This window comes from Flavobacterium sp. YO12 (assembly GCF_004119495.1).
GTDB lineage: Bacteria > Bacteroidota > Bacteroidia > Flavobacteriales > Flavobacteriaceae > Flavobacterium.
This window is the reverse complement of the sequence record NZ_NRQU01000151.1, coordinates 1-729: the sequence shown is the minus strand read 5'-3', so window position 1 is coordinate 729 and position 729 is coordinate 1. Positions and strand designations below refer to the sequence as shown.

The 729-nt window shown below is 37.4% G+C and carries 1 protein-coding gene; it reads left to right on the top strand.

Going from position 1 to position 729, the window contains the following annotated elements:
- Positions 1 to 729: hypothetical protein (locus BOW55_RS20970; RefSeq protein ID WP_164975094.1), on the top strand; the 729-nt coding region annotated here is incomplete at both ends.

Sequence of the window (729 nt, the reverse complement as noted above, 5' to 3'; positions counted from 1 at the left end):
AATGTAAGTCCAGAAACAGGAAATATTGTTTGGTATGATGCCTCAACAGGAGGAAACGTAGTAACGTCAACAACAGCATTGACCACAAGAACTTACTATGCTGCTTTAAAAGATGCTACAACAACTTGCGAAAGTAATGTAAGGTTGGCAATAGTGGTAGATGTTACAGATCCAGGCACACCAAACATTGCAGATACCGATCAAGATTTCTGTTTGGTAAATGCACCTACAATTGCAAGTATAAATGTAAGCCCAGTAACAGGAAATGTAGTTTGGTATGATGCCTTAATAGGAGGTAATGTAGTAACAGCAGCAACAGCATTAACTACAAGAACGTATTATGCTGCCTTAAAAGATGGGACAACAACTTGTGAAAGCAAAGTAAGACAAGCTGTAGTTGTAAATGTTACAGATCCAGGTACACCAAACATCGCAGATAAAGATCAAGACTTCTGTTTAATAAATGCGCCAACAATTGCAAGCATCAATGTAAGTCCAGAAACAGGAAATATAGTTTGGTATGATGCCTCAACAGGAGGAAATATAGTAACAGCAGCAACAGCATTAACTACAAAAACTTACTACGCTGCTCTAAAAGATGCTACAACAACTTGCGAAAGCAATGTAAGATTAGCAGTTGCAATAAATGTATCAGATCCAGGTACACCAAACATCACAGATAAAGATCAAGACTTCTGTTTGATTTATGCTCCAACAATTGCAAGTATA